General features: G+C 63.9%; 13 protein-coding genes and 1 pseudogene. 2 read left to right on the top strand and 12 right to left on the bottom strand.

Annotation, left to right across the window (positions count from 1 at the left end):
• Positions 1 to 27: 27 nt before the first annotated feature.
• The 4 genes and pseudogenes from V1283_RS43540 to V1283_RS43525 form a co-directional block, all read right to left on the bottom strand.
• On the bottom strand, positions 28 to 1,161 hold the full coding sequence (locus tag V1283_RS43540) for a mandelate racemase/muconate lactonizing enzyme family protein (protein ID WP_334392728.1): 1,134 nt from the start codon (positions 1,159 to 1,161) through the stop codon (positions 28 to 30).
• Positions 1,162 to 1,346: 185 nt separating this feature from the next.
• A pseudogene (locus V1283_RS43535) lies at positions 1,347 to 3,012 on the bottom strand (thiamine pyrophosphate-binding protein).
• Positions 3,013 to 3,094: 82 nt separating this feature from the next.
• Positions 3,095 to 3,628 (bottom strand): GFA family protein, encoded by a 534-nt coding sequence (locus V1283_RS43530; RefSeq protein WP_334393391.1) that lies wholly within the window; start codon positions 3,626 to 3,628, stop codon positions 3,095 to 3,097.
• Positions 3,629 to 3,724: 96 nt separating this feature from the next.
• Complete coding sequence (locus V1283_RS43525) at positions 3,725 to 4,849, bottom strand: alkene reductase (protein ID WP_334392727.1); 1,125 nt, start codon at positions 4,847 to 4,849, stop codon at positions 3,725 to 3,727.
• Positions 4,850 to 4,955: 106 nt separating this feature from the next.
• Between V1283_RS43525 and V1283_RS43520 the strand changes: the two genes are divergently transcribed.
• Positions 4,956 to 5,339 (top strand): winged helix-turn-helix domain-containing protein, encoded by a 384-nt coding sequence (locus tag V1283_RS43520; RefSeq protein ID WP_334392726.1) that lies wholly within the window; start codon positions 4,956 to 4,958, stop codon positions 5,337 to 5,339.
• Positions 5,340 to 5,407: 68 nt separating this feature from the next.
• Here the strand turns inward: V1283_RS43520 and V1283_RS43515 are convergent, their stop codons facing one another.
• On the bottom strand, positions 5,408 to 6,904 hold the full coding sequence (locus V1283_RS43515; protein WP_334392725.1) for an aldehyde dehydrogenase family protein: 1,497 nt from the start codon (positions 6,902 to 6,904) through the stop codon (positions 5,408 to 5,410).
• A 194-nt stretch (positions 6,905 to 7,098) separates the two neighbouring features.
• Between V1283_RS43515 and V1283_RS43510 the strand changes: the two genes are divergently transcribed.
• Positions 7,099 to 7,950 carry an SDR family NAD(P)-dependent oxidoreductase gene (locus V1283_RS43510; protein ID WP_334392724.1) on the top strand — a complete coding sequence of 284 codons (852 nt, stop codon included), beginning with the start codon at positions 7,099 to 7,101 and terminating at the stop codon, positions 7,948 to 7,950.
• A 104-nt stretch (positions 7,951 to 8,054) separates the two neighbouring features.
• On the opposite strand, the gene V1283_RS43505 is transcribed toward V1283_RS43510, so the two are convergent.
• From V1283_RS43505 to V1283_RS43475, 7 genes are all read right to left on the bottom strand, one after another.
• Positions 8,055 to 8,261, bottom strand: a complete 207-nt coding sequence (locus V1283_RS43505) for a hypothetical protein (protein ID WP_108519872.1) — start codon at positions 8,259 to 8,261, stop codon at positions 8,055 to 8,057.
• Positions 8,262 to 8,360: 99 nt separating this feature from the next.
• Positions 8,361 to 9,560 carry a hypothetical protein gene (locus V1283_RS43500; protein ID WP_334392723.1) on the bottom strand — a complete coding sequence of 400 codons (1,200 nt, stop codon included), beginning with the start codon at positions 9,558 to 9,560 and terminating at the stop codon, positions 8,361 to 8,363.
• The gene (locus tag V1283_RS43495; protein ID WP_334392722.1) at positions 9,557 to 10,606 is read right to left on the bottom strand and encodes a hypothetical protein; all 1,050 of its coding nucleotides are present in this window, start codon (positions 10,604 to 10,606) and stop codon (positions 9,557 to 9,559) included. The genes V1283_RS43500 and V1283_RS43495 overlap by 4 nt, the downstream gene beginning before the upstream one ends.
• 197 nt (positions 10,607 to 10,803) lie before the next feature.
• Entirely contained in the window at positions 10,804 to 11,079 is a 276-nt protein-coding gene (locus V1283_RS43490) for a YiaA/YiaB family inner membrane protein (RefSeq protein ID WP_334392721.1), read from the bottom strand.
• A 354-nt stretch (positions 11,080 to 11,433) separates the two neighbouring features.
• A complete protein-coding gene (locus V1283_RS43485; RefSeq protein WP_334392720.1) occupies positions 11,434 to 11,793 on the bottom strand; it encodes a hypothetical protein in 360 nt (119 codons plus the stop codon).
• A 228-nt stretch (positions 11,794 to 12,021) separates the two neighbouring features.
• Complete coding sequence (locus V1283_RS43480; RefSeq protein ID WP_247781242.1) at positions 12,022 to 12,297, bottom strand: YiaA/YiaB family inner membrane protein; 276 nt, start codon at positions 12,295 to 12,297, stop codon at positions 12,022 to 12,024.
• 44 nt (positions 12,298 to 12,341) lie between these two features.
• On the bottom strand, positions 12,342 to 13,037 hold the full coding sequence (locus tag V1283_RS43475) for a PspA/IM30 family protein (protein WP_334392719.1): 696 nt from the start codon (positions 13,035 to 13,037) through the stop codon (positions 12,342 to 12,344).
• Positions 13,038 to 13,130 lie beyond the last annotated feature (93 nt).

Here is a 13,130-nt window from a genome sequence, read left to right as displayed (position 1 = left end):
AGGGTTTGGCAGTTGCGACGAACGCCCCTATCGAACCGAAAACCGCGCCAGCGCATCCCGGTCGACCTCGATGCCGAGGCCGGGACCATCCGGCACACGAACGATGCCGCCGGAGTGTTCGATCGGCTGAACCAGGAGCGATTGTCGAATGGGATGTTCGGTCCGATCGAACTCCAGCATCGGCTGGAGCGGTGCGAGCGAGACCGGCGTGTGGGCCGGCAGAACGGCCAGCAGTTGCAGGGACGCCGCGATCGCGATGCCGGTGCCCCAGACATGCGGATTGTAGCGGACGCCGAACGCCTCGGCCATGTCGGCGATCTTCTTGCATTCGGACAGCCCGCCCGCCGCGCACGTGTCGGGCTGGATGATGTCGATCGCCCGCGACACCAGCAGGTCCCGGAAACCGAACCGCGTGAACTCGCATTCTCCACCCGCGACCGGGATCGATAGCGCAGCCTTCACCGCGCGATAGCCTGCCACATCCTCCGGCGGCACCGGCTCCTCGAACCATCCGATGTCATATGGCTCGATCATCCGGCCGAGCCGGATCGCGGCGACGGCGTCATAGGCGTGATTGGCATCAACCATGAGTGCGACGTCCGGCCCGATCGCCTCGCGCACGGCGCGCGTCACCGCAGCATCCTCATCCACGCCGAAGCCGACCTTCAGCTTCACGGCCGCAAAACCTTCCGCGACATAGCCTGCCGCTTCCTCGGCGAGATAGCGGAGCGGATCGCCGGATTTACGCCGGTAAAGTCCCGTCGCGTAGGCCTGCACCTCGGTGCGAAGCGGACCGCCGAGCAGGCGGTGCGCCGGAACGCCAAAATGCTTTCCCTTGATGTCCCAAAGCGCGATGTCGATCCCGCTCAGGCCCTCGATGACGACGCCCTTCTGGCCGTGATCGCGCAAGCACGTATAGATCATCTGCCACAAATAGTCCGTTCGCAGCGGGTCCTCGCCAATCAGCCACGGCGCCACGCTCTGGACGACGGCAGCGGTCATCCGCGCGGGTCCATAGCATTCGCCCCAGCCGATCAGGCCTACATCGGTTTCGATCTCGACCACCATGGCGGTGCGGGTGTCGTACCAGGCACGGGAGTAGGCAAAGGGTTGCGAAAGCCTGGCTTCGAGAACGTGCGTGCGGACACCCGTGATGATCATGCGTTGGTTCTCGCTCTTGCTTCGCGGAACTTGTCGGCGGACGCGCTGCGACGCGTATCTTCGTTACTCCGTCACCCTGAGGAGGACGCAACGCGGCCGTCTCGAAGGGCGACGGCCCGGACGGTGGCCGTTCACCCTTCGAGGCTCGCTCCGCTCGCACCTCAGGATGACGGGGATAGATCGGCTCAGTTCACCGAATTGCTCACGACCACTTCGATCAGCTTGGCGCCCGGGCGGCTGAAGGCGGATGACAATACCGACTTCAACTGCGTGGGATCGGTGACCCGTGTCGCCTCAAGCCCAAACGATTTTGCCACGCCCGTAAAATCCACCGGCGGATCGATGAAATCCATGCCGACATAATTCTCGTCGCCGTGGAAGGCGAGCAGCCGCTGCTTGATGATGCGGTAGCCGCCATTGTTGACGATCACGAATGTCAGCGGCAGTTTGTGGTTGGCCGCCGTCCATAGCGACTGGATCGAATACATCGAACTGCCGTCGCCCGAGTAGCACACGACTGGCCGCTGTGGATTGGCGAGACTGACGCCGACGGACGCCGGCAGTCCCCAGCCGATGCCGCCCGAAGCCAGCGCGTGATAGCCATAGCGGTCGCGATGCGGCCGCAGCGCGATCATCTGCCGCGATGACGTCAGTCCCTCGTCGACCAGGATCGCATTTTCGGGCATCGCCTCGACCACCTGCAACGCCAGCCAATCCGGATCGATCGGCGAGGTGCTGGCGTGTTTTGATATCTGTTCGACCAGTGGCTTCCGCCTGGCCGCCCAGTTTTTCGACGCCACCGCCGCCAATCCCTGCTTGGCGCGCAGCTCGAGCGCGCCCGCCGCCCGACGCCTTCAGCGCCGGCACCAGCGCGCGTAGCGTCTCCCGCACATCGGCCTTGAGCGCGATGTCGACGCCGTAATTCCTGGCGAGATCGTGATCGACCAGCCCGATCTGCACGATCGAAAGCCCGTCGGGCAACGGGTCGGTCTCGCTGTAGACCGACATCCGCAGGGGATCGCCGCCGAGCGCGATGATGAGATCGTAGGGCGAAAGTGTGTCGCGGGCGATTTTCTGGATGCGCGCCAGCGCGCCCATGAAGCACGGGCTTTCGGACAGGAAGTGCGCGCCATAGGGCGTCGAAGACTGATACGCCGGACAGCCCAGCGTTTCCGCCAGTTGAGCGGCCTCCCGCAACGCGTCGCTCTTGACGATCTCATCGCCGACGATGATCACGGGACGCTCGGCTTTCAGGATGCGCGCGGCCAGCGCCTGCAGCGAGTCGTCCGATGGTTTGACGCGGGTATCGACCCGGGTCGAGCGGCCGAGTTCGATGCCGGCCTCGGCATTGAGGATATCGCCCGGCAGAGAGATGAATATCGGCCCGGTCGGCGGCGTGGTCGCGATCTTGGCGGCGCGGCGCACGATGCGCGGCAGGTCCTCCAGCCGCGTTACTTCCACAGCCCACTTCACCAGCGGCGCCGCCATCTGCACCAGCGGGCCGTAGAGCACCGGCTCCGTCAGGCCGTGGCCCTGCTCCTGCTGGCCGGCCGTCAGGATCAAGGGCGTGCCGGTGAAGCTGGCGTTATAGAGCGAACCCATCGCATTGCCGAGGCCGGGCGCGACATGGACGTTGCAGGCGACGAGCTTGCCAGAGGCGCGGCTGAAGCCGTCGGCCATGGCGACAACCAGGCTCTCCTGCATCGCCATCACATAGGTGAGATCGGGGTGGTCCTTCAGCGCGTGCATGATCGGCAGCTCGGTAGTGCCGGGATTGCCGAACAGATGCGTGATGCCCTCGTCTTTCAGCAGTGCAAGGAATGCGGAGCGCCCGGTGATCTTGTTTTTCATGTCCCCTCCTGCCCGCCGGTTCGTTCACCCGCGAGATAAAGGCACATGATCAAACTTGAACGACGCACGCAATGGAGGCAGGTCATGGCTGCCCTGCGCGGCCGAGGCTGAAAGGATCGTCGCTCGCACGCTTCTTCTTTTTCGAACGCTGCCAGACCACGCCGGGATAGCCCTTCAGCGGCACCAGCGGTTCGCCAGTGTAGGCCCATTCCTGCAATTCCTCGATCGCGATGTGATAGAGCGGTTGCCGCCCGGTGCGGCCCGAAAACAGCGCGCGGGGGATGTTGACCATATGCGGCGAGCGCGGACGTTCATAGGCGATCGGCGTGCCGCAGTTCGAACAGAAGCTGCGCACGGTTTTAGTCGCCTCGTCTTCGTACCGTGCAAGGCTGGTCTTGCCCTTGGTGATACGAAAACGCTTGCGCCAGCTTCCGACATAGGTCGCATAGGCCGCGCCGTGCGCGCGGCGGCTCGCCCGCGAATGATCGTGCCAGGCCCAGCGCGCCGGCACATCGATCTCGAAGGCGACCTTGCCGCACAGGCACTGGCCGGCGGCGGGCTTGCCGAGCGCGACGGCTTTGGTTTTCTTCTTTTCGGATTCCTCTTCCGGAAACATGGCGAGCCCTTGTAGTCCGGATGAGCGCAGCGACATCCGGGAACGCTGCTGATACCGGTCCCGGATGTCGCTGCGCTCATCCGGGCTACGATCTGTTTACGCCTGCTCCAGCTCGTTGTGCTCCGGATAATCCGTATAACCCGCCACATCGCCGCCATAGAACGTCGCGCGGTTGTAGGGCGTCAGCGGGAAGCCGCGTTGCAGGCGGCGCGGCAGGTCCGGATTGGAAATGAAGATGCGGCCAAACGCGACCGCGTCGGCATGGCCATCCCGGATCGCGGCATCCGCCGCCTCGCCGGTGAAGCCGCCGGCGGTGATCAGGACGCCCTTCCAGATCGGGCGAAACAGCACCATCGCCGAGGGCACGTTCTGATGGTTGACCTCGGCGCGGCCGGCACCGGAGGAGCGCGGCTCGATGAAGTGCAGATAGGCCAGGCCAAGCGGGTTGAGCTGATCAATCGCGTACGTGTAGAGCGGCATCGGGTCCGGCTCGCCGCTGCCATTGGCGACCCCATAGGGTGACAGCCGCACGCCGACGCGATCCGCGCCCCAGACCTCGACCACGGCCTGCGTCACTTCCATCAGGAAGCGCACGCGGTTCGAGATCGAGCCGCCATACTGGTCGGTGCGCAAATTGGTGTGCGACTGCAGGAACTGCTCGATCAAATAGCCGTTGGCGCCATGTATCTCGACACCGTCGAAGCCGGCCGCAAGCGCGTTCTTCGCCGCCTTCCGATAGGCGTCGACCACCAAAGGAATTTCCGACGTCTCAAGCGCGCGCGGTGTCTCGTAAGGCACCGCCTTGCCGTCGGCGGTCCCGGTTTTCAGCTCCGCAATCGGCACTGCCGACGGCGCGACCGGCAACACGCCACCGGGCTGGAACGAGGAATGCGAGACGCGTCCGACATGCCAGAGCTGCAGAAAAATGATTCCGCCTCTGGCGTGAGCGGCGTCGACCACCTCGCGCCAGCCCGCGATCTGCTGCTCGGTATAGATGCCGGGCACGCCGGGGCTGCCGAAGCCCGTCTCCGTCACCGGCGAGGCTTCGGCGATCAGCAATCCGCCCGGCGTCGCGCGCTGGGCGTAATATTCCGCGTTTAACGGCCGCGGCGCGAGAGAAGGCTTCGCCGCCCGCATGCGCGTCAACGGCGCCAATGCGAGACGGTGCTTGAGCTGGTAGGGCCCGACCTTGAGCGGCGAAAACAACGATGGATAATTCATGTCTATTCCAGAACCCCGTGTTGATACGGATATGTAACCGCTTCAGCTTGTTCGTAAAAGGCTCCGGTGGCAATCTCGCCACGTGATGCAAGAGAGCAAGTCGTCCATGCCGAAATCGAGCGCCAGATCACTGCCTTCCCTGAGCGTCCGGATCGATCTGACGGACGATGGCCGGATCGGACCGGGCAAGATCCAGTTGCTGGAGAATATCGAGGCCTGCGGCTCGATCTCGGCGGCCGGCCGCGCGATGGACATGTCCTACAAGCGCGCCTGGGATCTGGTCGACGAGATCAACCGAATCTGCCGCCAGGCCGCGGTGGCACGGCAGACTGGCGGCAAGAATGGCGGCGGCGCGGTCCTGACGCCGTTCGGCACCTCGTTGATCGCGCGCTACCGCAAGATCGAACGCAATGCTGCCAGCGCCGCGCGCAAGGAGCTCGAGGCGCTTCGCAAGGACATCGGGCGGCCAAAGAAGGCCGCCAGCCGATAAACGACCCCGTAAACGGACAGCGGCGGCCGAAGCCGCCGCTGCCATGTTTTCACTGATCGGGGAGCGTCTCAGGCCGTCTTGACCCAGACCGCCTTGACGTTGAGATACTCCTCGACATGCTGCTTGCCGGACTCGCGGCCATAGCCGCTCATCTTGTAGCCGCCGAACGGCACCGCCGGGTCCATCGCCTGATAGCAGTTCACCCAGACCGAACCGGCGCGCAGCGCCTTTGCGACCTGGTGTGCCTTGCTGACATTGGTGGTCCAGACGCCGCTGCCGAGGCCAAAGGTCGTGGCATTGGCACGCTTGATCAGTTCGTCGGAATCCTTGAATGAGATCGCCGAGATGACGGGGCCGAAGATTTCCTCTTGCGCGATCCGCATATTGTCCTGGACATTGGCGAACACCGTCGGCGGCACGAAATAGCCCTTCGACAGCGCGCCCTCGGTCAATCGCGCGCCGCCGGCCAGCGCCTTGGCGCCTTCCTTCTGGCCGATGTCGAGATAGCCGGAGACGCGCTCGAGCTGATCCTTCGACACCAGCGGCCCGATCTGAGTGTTCGGATCGAGGCCATTGCCGACCTGCAGCTTCTTGCTGAATTCCGCGACGCGGCCGACGAACTCGTCATAGATCTTGCTCTCGACAAAGAGCCGGGTGCCGGCGCTGCAGATCTGCCCGGAATTGGCGAACACGGCCATCGCGGCCCCCGGCACCGCCGCATCGAGATCGGCATCGGCGAACACGATGTCCGGCGATTTGCCGCCAAGCTCAAGCGAAACGCGCTTCAGGTTGCCGGCGGAGGCACGGATGATCGACTGTCCCGTGATGTGCGAGCCGGTGAACGCGACTTTATCGACATCGGGATGCGCGGCCAGCGCGGCGCCCGCGGTCTCGCCAAAGCCGGGCACGACGTTGATGACGCCGGGCGGGATACCCGCTTCCATGCATAGCTCGGCCAGCCGGAGCGAGGTCAGCGGCGCTTCCTCGGCCGGCTTCAGCACCACTGTGCAGCCGGTCGCGATCGCCGGACCGATTTTCCAGACGCTGGCGCCGAGCGGACCGTTCCAGGGAATGATCGCGCCAACAACGCCGATCGGCTCCTTCAGCGTGTAGGAGAATATCTCGCCCGGCAGCGAGTTCTCGATGGTTTCACCGTGCAGCGCCGTCGCCTGCCCGGCGTAATAGCGGAGCATGCCGAGCACGCGCAGTTTGTTGCCGCGGGTACGGCTGATCGGCGCACCCATGTCGACGGTGTCGAGCTGCGACAGCTCCTCAAAGTTCTTCTCGACGAGATCGGCAAGCTTCAACAAAAGGCCCTGCCGCTCATACGGCTTGACCTTGCTCCATGGCCCTTCGAAAGCGCGACGGGCCGCCGCCACGGCGCGGTTGATGTCCTCGGCGTCACCCTCGGCGACGGTTGCGAGCAACTCGCCGGTCGCCGGGTTATGCGTCTCGAACCGCTTGCCGGAAGCGGCGTCGACCCATTGGCCGTCGATCAGCATCTTCTTGTAGGAACCATCCGCATAAGGATGGCGCGTGATCGGTATTGCCTGTGTGACAGCCATGTCTGCTCTCCCTTGATATCGGTCAGTATCGTTGATCGCTATATTTCATCGTTTATAGCGATTGAGCGGAATCGTAAAGCTAATCGGCCCGTTGAGAACGCCCGGAAGCGAAGGGCTCCCATGCTGGTACGTGCATGGTCCGCATGCAAGTATGCAATACTGAATGCGCCAGATATTTGTTCGGAGGAACAGCCATGCCCCATCCAGCCATGTCGCCCGGCAACATCGCCGTGATCACCGGAGGCGCGTCCGGCATCGGACTTGCCGCCGCCACACATTTCGCCGCCATCGGGATGAAGGTCTGCATTGCAGACATCGGGGCTGACCGGCTCGCCGAGGCGGCCACCCAACTGGCATCCGTCGCGAAGGGCGGCGTTGCCGATATCATGACCGCTCCCGTCGACGTCAGCCGCTTCGACGACCTGGCTGGCCTGGAAGCCGCCGTGCAGAAGCGGTTCGGCGGCACCGATATCCTGATGAACAATGCCGGCATCGGCCCCGACAGCAACAGTTTTGGCCCGCTGGAGAACTGGCAGCGCATTCTCGCGGTCAATTTGTGGGGCGTCATTCACGGCACGCAGGCCTTTGCCGCTCACATGGTCGAACGCGGGCGGCCCGGTCTCATCATCAACACCGGCTCCAAGCAGGGCATCACGACGCCGCCCGGCAATCCCGCCTACAACGTCTCGAAAGCCGGCGTGAAAGCGCAGACCGAGGCGCTGCAGCACGAGTTGCGCAACATCCCGGGTTGCAAGATCAGCGCGCATCTGATGATCCCCGGTCACGTCTTCACCGCGCTGACCGCGCGCGGCCGCACCGAGAAGCCACCGGGCGCCTGGACGGCCGAGCAGACCGTCGACTTCATGATCGCACGTATCGAGGCCGGCGATTTCTACATCCTCTGCCCCGACAATGACGTGCCGAGGCCGCTCGACGAGCGGCGCATGCTGTGGGCCGCCGGCGACATTGCGGAAAATCGCCCCGCGCTGTCGCGCTGGCATCCCGACTATGCGGAGGCATTTGCGAAGTTCGTGAAGGGCTCGTAGTTCGTAGGGTGGCCAAAGGCGCGCTTGCGCCGTGCCCACCATCGCGAACGCCGCAAAGAATGGTGGGCACGCTTCGCTTTGCCCACCCTACAAACCGCGAACGCCTACAGCGTCACCTGCTTGTCGCCGCATTGCTTGCAGACGTACTTGACGCGGGTTGCGCCCTTTTCCGCCTGAACGCGGTTCGGCGCGCCGCATTTGCCGCAGACCGCCTCGATCCGGGTGTTGCCCTGTTTGACGACGAGGGCCTTCTTTTCCATCGTCTCGCGGATCAGGCGCTCGGCCTCCTCGCGCATCGCTTGCTTCGACATCGGCCTGCCCCGTCATGAACCGCTACGGCGGCGGTCTTATCACAATCACGATGCATTTCGTAAGTCGGGCGGGCGTGAAAAATCACGTGATGGAGAATGTCAGACGGTCTCCGGCGTCAGCGCCAGCAGGCGCCGCACCAGGGCCAGCGCCGTTTCCGTGGCCGGATCGGCCGAAATCACGGGAACCGCAAGCGCGATGACGTCGATCGGATCATGCGACAGAACGATGAGATGCGTCGCGCTGTTGGCGGCCAGCAGCGACGCGACGCGCTCAACGGCCGGATCTGACAATGTCAGCCCCCATGGCGCATCGGGGCGACGCAGCACCCGCACGCCCGACAGGAAATCACGCAGCAGGGACGGATCGTACGTCGAGAGCTCGCTCTCGCGATAGCGCCTGGCGCTCTCGAAAATCGGATGACGCGCGAGTTCCGCGATCAGCGCGTCGCGGGTTCTGGCCGGCGACGCCGCGACGGAGTTGAGAACGCCCGGCACCTGCGATTCGAAGTGGGCGCGCAGCGCGTCCACCGCCAACCCGATGGTGAGAACGCCCGCGATCGCAATCGCGCTAAATCGCATGACCTGCGCCGCGTCGACATCCGGCGCGACAAACGCCGCGGCAATACCGAGAAGCGCCGAACTCGAGAGCCGCAGCGCCGTCATCATCAGCGCCTGACGCTGCGTCTCCGCGCCGCGTTCCGCGATCAGGATCGCGGTGACGACGAGCAGTGCCCCCAACGCCCCCAGCCTGACCGGAATATCCGGCATCAGCACCCTGAAATCGGTGACGATGAAGGGAATGACGAGGACGGCGCCGACGGCGAGGCGCCCGATGCTGCGATTCTCGGACGCCAACAGTGTGGTCCGGTCGCGCGTCGCCAGCAGCCAGGCGCAGATGGCAAAGCCGCCGAGCTGGAAAAGCACAAGCAGGATGGCATAGGGCGCAGCAAAGCGCTCCGATCCAACAGCGCCGGCGAGACCGAGCGCGATGCCGCCGGCCAGAATCGTTATTTTGGCCAGGCGCGGGGCATGACGCCGCAAAATCCCTTCGGTGACGATCAAGGCACCAAGTGGGACCAGCCCGGCCGGGATCATCGACAGGTTGTCAAGCACCCCGCTGCCGCTCCACCACGCGACGCCGCGTACCAGGAACAGCGACGCGATGATGCCAAGCGCCACCAACAGGCGACGGGTCAGCGGGCTCCTGGGATCACGCCGGTACAGCGTGGCCATGGCGACGCCAAGGCCAATCGCGCCGCACAGGTTGACGATGGAATCGGCGATCATCCCCGGCGTCATGGGCCGGCTCCATTTGCCGGCGCCCGCGGCCGCAAGATGCCGCAGGGCCGCGTATCGTCCATCCAGTGAACGGCAGGAAGCACCATCCGCTGCAGGGCCAGCGCGGTGCCGGTTGCGAGCAGTGCCGGCAACGAACCGGAGGGCACTTCGCTCAGGAGATAGCGGCGCGCGCCCGCGAGATCGATGCGGCCGAGCTGCAGGACGTCGTCGCCCCTGGCGTAGTCAAGCTCCCGCGCGCAAAACGCGTTGTATTGCTCGTCGCGATGTTTTGGCGCGGCTTCGAAGGTTTTCTTCAGCGCGTCCGATCCGCCGGTATAGGCACTGGTGATGACAAACCGCGCTTCATCGAAGCCGGCTTCCTCACCCACGCCGAACACGGCACGGTGACGTAACATGATGCCGCGCGCCAGTTGCAGATGCGCAAAGCTCTGGCGTGCGTCCGGATGCGGCGACGGAAAGACATCCGAAAAGGTCTGGCTGACCATGCCGACGACTGACGGCACCTGGGTGACGTTCGAGATCCATTTCGGACGCAGCCCGTCACGGACAAAGAGAACCAGCGCCGTCAGGCCGTAGAGGACCCAGGACAGTCCTCGCCCGCGCTCGTCGGGATCGACCATCACAAGACCGAGATGGGTGACCTCCGCAGGTTCCCCGTCGAGTTCGACATCCATCACCGACAGCGCGTTGAAAGCGATCGGCCGCGCGGTCGCTTCCTCGGAGATCAGCGTGACGATGGCGCGTGACAACCTTTCGCGATCGCCGGAGAAAATGCCGTAGGTGAGGCTTTCCTCAGGCAGCGTTTTGGCGGCCACGACGCGCAATTGCGACACCAGTTCGCCGAGTTCGGCCTTGGAAAGCGACAGCCCGGGAGTTTCGACAATGCGCGTGATCAGGCCGGTATGGGTGCGCAGGGTGAGATCGATGGTCGGCTGGCGCAGCGCCTTCAGCCAGAACACGCCATAGCCGCCCAAACGTCCGGCCGCGGAGCGAACCTGCCCCAAAACACGACGGATCGCCGAATTGCCGCTCGAGATAAACGCCATGCCATTTGCCCGCACTCGGTCCGGATTTGTGCGCCGGGCCCGTTAAGGAGCCATGAGTGCGACACCTTACGGTGGCACGAAGGTAAACGATGTGTTGGTGAGGTCAAACATTCTACGAGGCAGGCAAACGGCGGACGCCGAAGCATCCGCCGCCCACCTTTGCCACGACCTCGCCACAGGTTACGAAGCCTTGGAAACTACGAAGCCTTGGAAACTTCCATCAGCAGCCGTTCGGCCTTGGCATCCTCGATGCGGTTCACAAAGCGGCTGCTCTCATGCACGTCTCGAACCGTCTTGGTCAGGGTGACGCAGGACTGAATGAGCATCACGATGCCCATCGCGAGATAACCCTTGATCCAGAGGTCAACCGGGAGAAAGTAGACGCCAATTGCGACCAGGAAGGCCGAGGCGCCGAACGATCCGTAGGTAAAGGTGACCCAGGCATTGCTGTGATGCGGGGAATTCTGATTCACGGCGCCATCCTGCTAATGAGATTATGCGATGAAATATCGGTTTCAGACGACTGCATGCGTTTTACGAAGCCACGCCGCAACCCTCAGCCGCACTTTTGCGCCCGCGCCAGTTAAGGAGCTATGAGTCGATCACCTTCAGGTTGTGACAGGGTAAACGATACATTGAGCGGCGATGCCAAATGATTCACGACAGGAAACGACGGATGCCGGATCGGCCCCCTAGCTCCGATAGTTGTGCGAGAGCAACGAACAAGCGCCCGTGCTGAGTGCCCCAGACGGCGGATGCTGAGACATCCGCCGTCCGCGCTCGCTGGCGCCGCGCGTCACAGGTTACGCGGCCCTCGCGTCCCATCCTCACGCGCAGGCCGGTTCAATCAAATGCCGTCGCCGGTTGCCATCGTCGTTCGACAAGAGCGAACACAAGGCCATCGGCAGCAGCAAGAACAAGCCCGCGCAGAGTGCTCCAGTCATGACCTCAGGCGGCACTGTCGGTGAGAAAATCATCGTGAAAAGGGCCAGAACCAGGCTGACAGCACCGGTCATGCCGATCGCTGCGGTCAGGGGTGCCCTCAAGGGCGCCGGCAAGGCCGACGCAAGATATCCGTCCGCGAGCCCGGTGATCGCCGATACAGGCAAGGTGAGCAGAAAGGACGCCGTTGCGCATAATGCAACGAAAGCGTCGTCGATCCGACCCGCGATGGCAACGGCAACCATCCACACCGCAAGCGCGACCAGCGAGGGCCCCAGCAGAAGAAACATCACGGTTCGTTTCATTGAAGTCGATCCTTCCTTTGAATCTTCCGTCGCGAGCTGGATTGCAGTGATTTCTGGATCATGCCGGCCCGCGAATCGGGAGCGATGGCCGCCGACCGACGGCGGATGCCGAAACATCCGCCGTCCGCCTTCGCCAGCGCCGCGTCACAGGTTACGCGGCCTTGGAAATCAGGCAGCCTTGGAAACTTCCATCAGCAACCGCTCGGCCTTGGCGTCTTCGATGCGGTTCACCATCTTGCCGCTCTCGTGCATGTCGCGCACGGTCTTGGTCAGGGTGACGCAGGACTGGACGAGCATGACGATGCCCATCGCGAGATAGCCCTTGATCCAGAGATCGAGCGGCAGGAAGAACACGCCGACGGCGACCATGAAGGCGGAGGCGGAAAACGAAACATAGGTGAAGGTAACCCAGGCACCGCTGTGGGGTTGGACGTTCTGGTTCATGACAATCTCCTGTTTGATATGGGTTTAATCGATCGAGTTCAGTTTCAGGCAGCTTGCGTGCGTTTGGCGTTCAGCCGCGCGAGCACGTCGTCCGCGGTTGATTTCAGCCGGGGGCCAAAGCCCTGTTCGGCGAGTTTCTCGGCAGTCGCCTGCGGCCCGCTGGCGGCATCGAGTTCGATCAGGGCGTCGGCCGCGGCCTGGGCCTCGATCTGCCGTTCGCGCAACCGCTTCAGCGTGTTCTCCGCTTCCGGCAGCGTGGATTCGTAGGGACGCGCGGCTTCGATGCCGCCCCTGCGAAGCGCGCGTACCGCTTCCGAGGCGCGGGCGATGCGACGGCCGCGATCGAGTTCGGTGATCCGTGCCTCGGCATTGGAAACGTGGCGCTTGAGCCGCGCGATTTCGGACGCGAACAGGGTTCGCGCGGTCATCGCGGCATCGCGGTCCGCCTCGAGGTTGGCGATCGACTGTGCCGCCTCGCGGGCGAGATCTTCCCGGCCACCATCAAGCGCTGCGGTGGCGCGGACTTCGAGATCGGCGATCCGGGCGTTGGTGGCGTCGAGACGGCGGCCTTCCTGCTGGTCGCCTGCGATCGCCAGCGCCAGCGTGCGCTTGGAGCGTTCGACGGCCGCGGCCGCATCGCGCATCTGCTGGTCGAGAATGAGAAGCGCCGAGCGGTCTTCCAGTTCTTCCCCCGCGGCAGCTACACTGCCCCGGAAGAGCGTCAAAACAGTTTTGAACATTGGTAGCTCCCTGTGTTATGAGCGTTGCTCATGAATCAGTTTGTAGCACCAACATGAGCGTTGCTCAAGAATCATTTTGAGCATCGCTCAAGA

The sequence above is a fragment of the Bradyrhizobium sp. AZCC 2262 genome, from assembly GCF_036924535.1.
Lineage (GTDB): Bacteria > Pseudomonadota > Alphaproteobacteria > Rhizobiales > Xanthobacteraceae > Bradyrhizobium.
This window is presented reverse-complemented; position numbering and strand designations above follow the sequence as displayed.

Excerpts from the sequence above, each read along its gene's own strand:
- V1283_RS43540 (WP_334392728.1), bottom strand. The coding sequence starts at position 1,161 with ATGATCATCACGGGTGTCCGCACGCACGTTCTCGAAGCCAGGCTTTCG.
- V1283_RS43530 (WP_334393391.1), bottom strand. The coding sequence starts at position 3,628 with ATGTTTCCGGAAGAGGAATCCGAAAAGAAGAAAACCAAAGCCGTCGCG.
- V1283_RS43525 (WP_334392727.1), bottom strand. The coding sequence starts at position 4,849 with ATGAATTATCCATCGTTGTTTTCGCCGCTCAAGGTCGGGCCCTACCAG.
- V1283_RS43520 (WP_334392726.1), top strand. The coding sequence starts at position 4,956 with ATGCCGAAATCGAGCGCCAGATCACTGCCTTCCCTGAGCGTCCGGATC.
- V1283_RS43515 (WP_334392725.1), bottom strand. The coding sequence starts at position 6,904 with ATGGCTGTCACACAGGCAATACCGATCACGCGCCATCCTTATGCGGAT.
- V1283_RS43510 (WP_334392724.1), top strand. The coding sequence starts at position 7,099 with ATGCCCCATCCAGCCATGTCGCCCGGCAACATCGCCGTGATCACCGGA.
- V1283_RS43505 (WP_108519872.1), bottom strand. The coding sequence starts at position 8,261 with ATGTCGAAGCAAGCGATGCGCGAGGAGGCCGAGCGCCTGATCCGCGAG.
- V1283_RS43500 (WP_334392723.1), bottom strand. The coding sequence starts at position 9,560 with ATGACGCCGGGGATGATCGCCGATTCCATCGTCAACCTGTGCGGCGCG.
- V1283_RS43495 (WP_334392722.1), bottom strand. The coding sequence starts at position 10,606 with ATGGCGTTTATCTCGAGCGGCAATTCGGCGATCCGTCGTGTTTTGGGG.
- V1283_RS43485 (WP_334392720.1), bottom strand. The coding sequence starts at position 11,793 with ATGGTTGCCGTTGCCATCGCGGGTCGGATCGACGACGCTTTCGTTGCA.
- V1283_RS43480 (WP_247781242.1), bottom strand. The coding sequence starts at position 12,297 with ATGAACCAGAACGTCCAACCCCACAGCGGTGCCTGGGTTACCTTCACC.
- V1283_RS43475 (WP_334392719.1), bottom strand. The coding sequence starts at position 13,037 with ATGTTCAAAACTGTTTTGACGCTCTTCCGGGGCAGTGTAGCTGCCGCG.